6 protein-coding genes are annotated in these 6,279 nt (G+C 72.9%); 4 read left to right on the top strand and 2 right to left on the bottom strand.

Features of this window, described 5'->3' with window-relative positions; genetic code table 11:
- Nucleotides 1–2,134, bottom strand: a 2,134-nt coding sequence (locus E1289_RS35735) for an MMPL family transporter (protein WP_131988301.1), incomplete at its 3' end; no start/stop codon positions are given.
- Nucleotides 2,135–2,374: 240 nt separating this feature from the next.
- Between E1289_RS35735 and E1289_RS39270 the strand changes: the two genes are divergently transcribed.
- From E1289_RS39270 to E1289_RS35715, 4 genes are all read left to right on the top strand, one after another.
- A complete protein-coding gene (locus tag E1289_RS39270; protein WP_207929370.1) occupies nucleotides 2,375–2,590 on the top strand; it encodes a hypothetical protein in 216 nt (71 codons plus the stop codon).
- A 69-nt stretch (nucleotides 2,591–2,659) separates the two neighbouring features.
- Nucleotides 2,660–3,442, top strand: a complete 783-nt coding sequence (locus E1289_RS35725; protein ID WP_131988299.1) for a hypothetical protein — start codon at nucleotides 2,660–2,662, stop codon at nucleotides 3,440–3,442.
- 40 nt (nucleotides 3,443–3,482) lie between these two features.
- Nucleotides 3,483–4,142, top strand: coding sequence for a response regulator transcription factor (locus E1289_RS35720; protein WP_131988297.1), 660 nt, complete (start codon nucleotides 3,483–3,485; stop codon nucleotides 4,140–4,142).
- Nucleotides 4,142–5,380 (top strand): HAMP domain-containing sensor histidine kinase, encoded by a 1,239-nt coding sequence (locus E1289_RS35715; RefSeq protein WP_243713405.1) that lies wholly within the window; start codon nucleotides 4,142–4,144, stop codon nucleotides 5,378–5,380. Before E1289_RS35720 ends, E1289_RS35715 begins: the two co-directional genes overlap by 1 nt.
- A 27-nt stretch (nucleotides 5,381–5,407) precedes the next feature.
- Here E1289_RS35715 and E1289_RS35710 read toward each other — a convergent pair.
- On the bottom strand, nucleotides 5,408–6,279 hold an 872-nt coding region (locus tag E1289_RS35710; protein WP_165970763.1), incomplete at its 5' end, for an AMP-binding protein.

Genomic DNA, 6,279 nt, shown 5'->3' with positions numbered 1-6,279 from the left:
GGGGCTTCGGGGGGCGGCGGCCGGGCATCCACCAGTTGGCCTTGCCGCACAGTTCCATGACGGCGGGGACGAGGATCAGCCGGACGATGGTGGCGTCGATGAGGACGGCGACGGCCATGCCCAGGCCCCCCTGTTTCACCGCGAGGTCGGGGCCAAGCAGGGAGGTGGTGAAGACGGCGACCATGATGGCGGCCGCGGCGGTGATGACCTTGGCGGTCCGCGCCAGGCCCCGGGCGACGGCGGTGCGGGTCTCGCCGGTTCGCTCGTACTCCTCGCGGACCCTTGAGATCAGGAACACCTGGTAGTCCATCGACAGGCCGAACAGGACCGGGAACATCATTATCGGGACCCAGGTCGTGACCGGCATGGCGGCCGGGAAGCCCAGGGCCGGGCCGAGCCACCCCCACTGGACGACCGCCACCACCACGCCGTAGGCGGCGCCGATGGACAGGAGGTTCATCACGGCGGCCTGCAGGGCGATCGTGATGGAGCGGACCAGCGCGATCAGCAGCACCATGGACATCGCGATGACGACCGCGATCATCAGGGGCAGGCGCTGGGCGGACTCCTCGGCGGTGTCGATGGTGCCGGCGTTCGGTCCGCCGACGAGGACCTGTTCGCCGCCGGGCGTCCGGGGCAGCACGTCGTCGCGGAGCTCGTGCACCAGGTCCGCGGTCGCCTGGTCCTGATAGCCGGTCGTGGGGAAGGCCATGAAGGTGACGGCACGCCCGTCCTCGCTGACCCGGGGTGGCGTGGCGTGGGCGATGCCCTCGGTCTTGCCGACCGCTTCGACGACGGGACGCAGATCGGCGTTCTTGGAGTCGGTCTCGGCGGCGAATATCAGGGGTGCTCCGTAACCCGGGCCGAAGCCCTCGGAGAGGATCTCGTGCGAGATGTAGCTGCTCCTGTCGCGGGGCTGGACGCTGGCATCGGGCTGGCTGAGCCGCATCGACAGGGTGGGGGCGGCGAGCACCAGCAGGCTCGCGCCGGCGAGGAGCGCGGCGGTCAGCGGCCTGCGCTGGACCACGCCGGCCCAGCGCTCGGCAAGGGTGCGGTGCTCCGGGGACGGGGCGCCGGCGGGCCGGTCCCGGCGGGACGCGCGGCGCGGCAGGCGCAGCGAGTTGATCTTGTATCCGGTGAAGCCCAGGAACGCGGGCAGCAGCGTCACCGCGGCGATCATGGTGATCAGCACCGTGAGCGAGGTGGCGACGGCCACTCCGGTCATCAGCCGCTGCCCCATGACGACCAGGCCCAGCAACGCGATCACGACGGTCGTGCCGGCGAACAGCACCGCGCGGCCGGCGGTGGTGACGGCCCCGACCGTGGCGCTCTCGGGCTCGTCGCCGTCCGCGAGGCCGTCCTTGTAGCGGGTCACGATGAACAGGGCGTAGTCGATGCCGACACCGAGTCCGATCATCGCGCCGAAGATCACGGTGAAGTTCGGCGCGGGGAGCACGTGCCCCACCAGTTTCGTCAGCGCGAGGCCGCCCGCGATCGCCAGGAGCGCCGTCACGATCGGCAGGCCCATCGCCACCAGCGACCCGAAGGCGATGAACAGGATCACCGCCGCCGCCAGGATGCCCACGCCTTCGGCCGGACCCTGCGGAGGCGTCTCGGCCTTCTCCGCCATGTACCCGCCCAGGCCGAGCGTGACGCCGTCGCCGGAGGCGTCCTTGACGGTGTCCACCAAGGGTTCGACCTCGGTCTTCTCCACGTCCGCGTCGCTCAGGGGGATGGTCGTGCGGGCGATGCGGCGGTCCTCCGTCACCAGGTTCCCGTCCTGGTACGGCGAGACCACGGGCCCGGTGACGGGTGAGGCGGCGAGATCGGCGATGACGCCCTCGATCTTCTGCCGGGCCGCGGGATCGTCGACCCCCCGGTCAGCCTTGATCGCGAGGGTCAGCGTGTCCCCCTGCTGATCGGGGAAGTGCTTCTCGATCAGTTCCTGCGCCTTGGCGGACCCGGAGTCCCCGCCGGAGTAATCGTTGTCGGGAGCGGCGCCGTAGCCGAACCCGGCGAACGCCACGGCGGTCACGCCGACGATCCAGGCCAGCAGGACCAGGCGGCGCCGCCGGAAGCAGAATCGTGCCAGTCTCGCCAGAATTCCATGGGCGGCGGAATTCGTGGTTCTCATCATCTTCTTCTCGATTTCTCGGTTCTTCGTTTTCGAGGTAGCGGGCTGATCATGCCTGGCCACCACAATGCGCGTCGTCCGCCATGCGCGGGCTATTCGCGCTACGGCCGATGGCGCACCCTGTTGCCGCAGAAATGGCAGGCGCCGCGGAAGTACCGCGTGCGCGGTAGACGAGGCTCGTCCGCGCGCAGGAGCGGGCGAGCCGGGTCTGGCGCGGGTGGGCGGGTCAGGGAGAGGTTGGTGGGTGTTCTGAAGTCCTGCACGCTGACGGAGCGGCAGGCGTTCGTGAACGACGTCGTCATCACGCGGGGCGGGGCGTGGTTCACCGACTCGACCGATCCCGTGCCGTACCGGGTTCCCCTGCACGGGCGCGGACGGGTGAAGACCCGACGCCGCCCGCCCCGGAAACGCCTTACGACGTCATCGCGGTCCGGCCCTGAGTTCATGGTCCGCTGATAAATACGGCGGGAGAACTGTGTGGTCCGGCGGAATCACGCGCGGTGCCCCTTCGGCGATAATCCTCCCGTGCCCGCACCGCCGCTGAACGAGGACCTGCAGCTGGCCATGGCGCTCGAAGCGCCGCGGCCGGTCGAGGCCGGCCGTGTCACCGGGCTGGTCGAGTACGCCGAGGAGCTGCTCGGCGACCATGACCGGGCGGTCGAGGCCGTCCGGGCCGCGCTCAAGGCCCAGCCGGACGGGGACGAGGAGACGCTCCGCGACCGCCTGGACGAGCTGGCGCGCGACGAGCGTCCGGAGCCGCCGGTGCGGCTGCACCGGTGGCTGGTGGCCGCCGGGGTCGCGGCCGGGATCGTGCTGACCGCCGGGATGCTCGCCCTGTTCGAGTCGACGGACCGGGACGGGGCGGCGCCGGCCCCGCCGCCCGTGCCGTCGATCACGCCCGAGGCGCCGAGCCCCTCGCCGACGCCGTCGCGGGAGAAGACGAAGGAGGCCACCCCCGCCAAGGACGCCGAGCCGCGGAAGACGCCCAGGGCCGGCGGGCCCGGGCGGCTGTCGGTCGATGACTCGGCCTGCCGCGGGGTGCAGCAGGTGCTCGGGCTGCCGACGCGGTGCACCATCCGGCTGAAGGCGGCGGGCGGGCCGGTGAAGTGGTCGGTGGCGGCGGTCCGGTCGGAGGACGCGCGGATCAGCGCGGAGGGCGGCGGGAAGCTGGCGAAGGGGCGTTCGGCGTCGGTCGAGGTGACGGTGCGCCCGCGGGTGCTGTGCTTCGTGGACGGGAGCGGCACCGGGACGGTGTCGTTCGCGCCGGGCGGCACCGCGACCGTCACCTACACCTGCTGGGAGCGCTGACTTACCGGCGCTTAACCCCCGGCCGGTCATGCTCGGGTCCATGCGCGTATTGATCGTCGAGGACGAGCATGTGCTGGCGGACACGATCGCCGAGGGGCTCCGCGAGGAGGCGATGGCCGTCGACGTCGTGTACGACGGCGACGAGGCGCTGGAGCTGACCTCGTACAACGAGTACGACGTGGTGGTGCTCGACCGGGACCTGCCCGCCGTCCACGGCGACGAGGTGTGCCGGGAGCTGGTCGGGCGGCGCGGCCCGGGCCGCATCCTGATGCTGACCGCCTCGGGAGACGTCGAGGACCGGGTGGCCGGGCTGTCGCTGGGCGCCGACGACTACCTGCCGAAACCGTTCGTGTTCAGCGAGCTGGTGGCGCGGGTCCGGGCGCTGGCGCGCAGGTCCGGGCCGCCGGTGCCGCCCGTGCTGGAGCGGCGCGGCATCCGGCTGGACCCGCACCGGCGCAGGGTCGCGCGGGACGGCCGGGAGCTGCGGCTGACCAACAAGGAGTTCACCGTGCTGGAGGAGCTGCTGCGGGCGGAGGGCGGCGTGGTCAGCGCCGAGCGGCTGCTGGAGCGCGGGTGGGACGAGCACATCGACCCGTTCAGCAACATCGTCCGGGTGACGATGGCGACGCTGCGCCGCAAGCTGGGCGAACCCCCGGTGATCGAGACGGTGACGGGTTCGGGATACCGGCTGGAGGCGTGATGAGGGCACTCGGGAGAGCACCGGCGCTGAGCCTGCGGGCGCGGCTGACGCTGGTGTACGGGTCGCTGTTCCTGGTGACATCGGCGCTCCTGGTCACGGTGACGTACGTGCTCACCGTCCGGACCATGGGCCAGGGCCTCACGCGCTCCGGCGCGGTGGATCTCGAGGCGGTCTCGCGGCTGCGGGCCATGGCGGCGCGGGGGAACCTGTCGACGGAGGACGGCTTCGAGCAGCTGCTGGCGCTGCGGGAGGACGCCGACCGGCGGCTCGCCGAGCAGAAGCGCGACGTGCTGGAGCAGCTGCTGCAGAGTTCCCTGCTGCTGATGCTGGTCGTCGGCGTCCTCGCCGTGGTGATCGGGTACGTGGTCGCGGGGCGGATGCTGCGCCCGCTGCACCGGGTGACCGCGACGGCGCGGCGGCTGTCGGAGAGCACCCTGCACCAGCGGATCGCGCTGGACGGCCCGCAGGACGAGATCAAGGACCTCGCCGACACGTTCGACCGGATGCTGGACCGGCTGGACCGCGCGTTCGACGGCCAGCGCCGGTTCGTCGCCAACGCCTCGCACGAGCTGCGGACACCGCTGACGATCAACCGGACGGTCCTGGAGGTCGCGCTGGCCAGCCGCAAGAACCCGCCGGAGACCAAGGCCCTCGCGGACGTGCTGCTCGGCAACACCGCGCGGCACGAGCGGCTGATCGACGGGCTGCTGACGCTCGCCCGGTCGGAGCGGGAGCCGGCCGCGCGGGTCGGGACTCCGCTGCCGGACGTGGTGCGCGGCGCTCTCGGCCAGCTCGACGACCAGGCCCTGGACGCGGAGGTGGACGTCGAGGCCAGGCTCGCGCCCGCCGTCGTGGCGGGCGATCCCGTCCTGCTGGAGCGCTGCGCGGTGAACCTGCTGGAGAACGCCCTGAAGTACAACGTGCGGGACGGGCGGGTGTGGGTCCGCACCGGCGTCCGGGACGGGGAGGCGTTCCTGCAGGTCGTCAACACCGGGCGGCCCGTCCCGTCGTACGAGGTCGGGTCGCTGTTCGAGCCGTTCCGGCGGCTGCGCGCGGACCGGACCGGGTCGCGGGACGGCGCGGGCCTCGGCCTGTCGATCGTCCGGGCGGTGGTGGACGCGCACGGCGGCGCGATCGAGACGGTGCCGCGGCCGGAGGGCGGGTTGTCCATCACCGTGCGGCTGCCGGTGTCCGGGGAGCCGGCGCAGGCCGCCGGCGCCACCGCCCGCCCCGGCTGACCCGGCCGGCCCGGCCGGCCCGCCCTCCTAACCCGCCTGGCCCGCGCCCAGGGGCGGCCATTCGACGCGGCCCTCCGGGTGCCGGCCGGGGTGCGCGGTGAGCCAGCGGTGCACGACCTTGCCGGTGGCGTTGCGCGGCAGCTCGGGGATGAAGCGGACGTCGCGCGGCACCGCGTACCGGGCGACCTGCTCGTGCACGTAGTCGCGAACGGCGTCCGCCTCCAGCCGGGCCCCGGGCCGCAGGACGATGTACGCGGCGAGCCGCTGCCCCCACTCCTCGTCGGGGACGCCGACGACCGCGACCTCGCCGACCTCCGGGAGCCGCAGCAGGGCGTCCTCCACGTCGCGCGGGACGACGTTCTCCCCGCCGGACACGACGAGGCCGTCGGCGCGGCCGTCCACGAACAGCAGGCCGCGGTGGTCGACGTGGCCGAGGTCGCCGGTGGCGAGCATCCCGTCGCGGACCTCCATCGGCTCGCCCCCGGTGTAGCCCTCGAACGGCAGCTCGTTCGCGGCGAAGATCTGCCCGATCGTGGAGCGGCCGACCCTGCGTCCTTCGGCGTCGAGGACGGCGAGCGAGGTGTTGCGCGGCGGCCGCCCGGCGGTCCGCGGGTCCATCCGCAGGTCACGCGGGGTGGCGATGGACACCCAGGACGCCTCCGTGGAGCCGTAGACGTTGTAGAGGCGGTCGCCGAACTCGTCCATGAAGCGGGTGGCGAGGTCGCCGGGCAGCGCGGCCCCGCTGACCGCCACGATCCGCAGCGAGGACGCGTCGTGGCCGGTGCGGGTCTCCGGCGGCAGTTCGAGGATCCGCTGGAGCATCACCGGGACGGCGAACACGGTGGTCTCGCGGTGGGACGCGATGGCCCGGAGCGTCTGCGCGGGGTCGAACCGCCGGT

Source organism: Actinomadura sp. 6K520, assembly GCF_004349245.1.
Taxonomy (GTDB): Bacteria; Actinomycetota; Actinomycetes; order Streptosporangiales; family Streptosporangiaceae; genus Spirillospora.
Note: the sequence above shows the minus strand (reverse complement) of the source record. Positions and strands in the feature narration are given on the sequence as shown.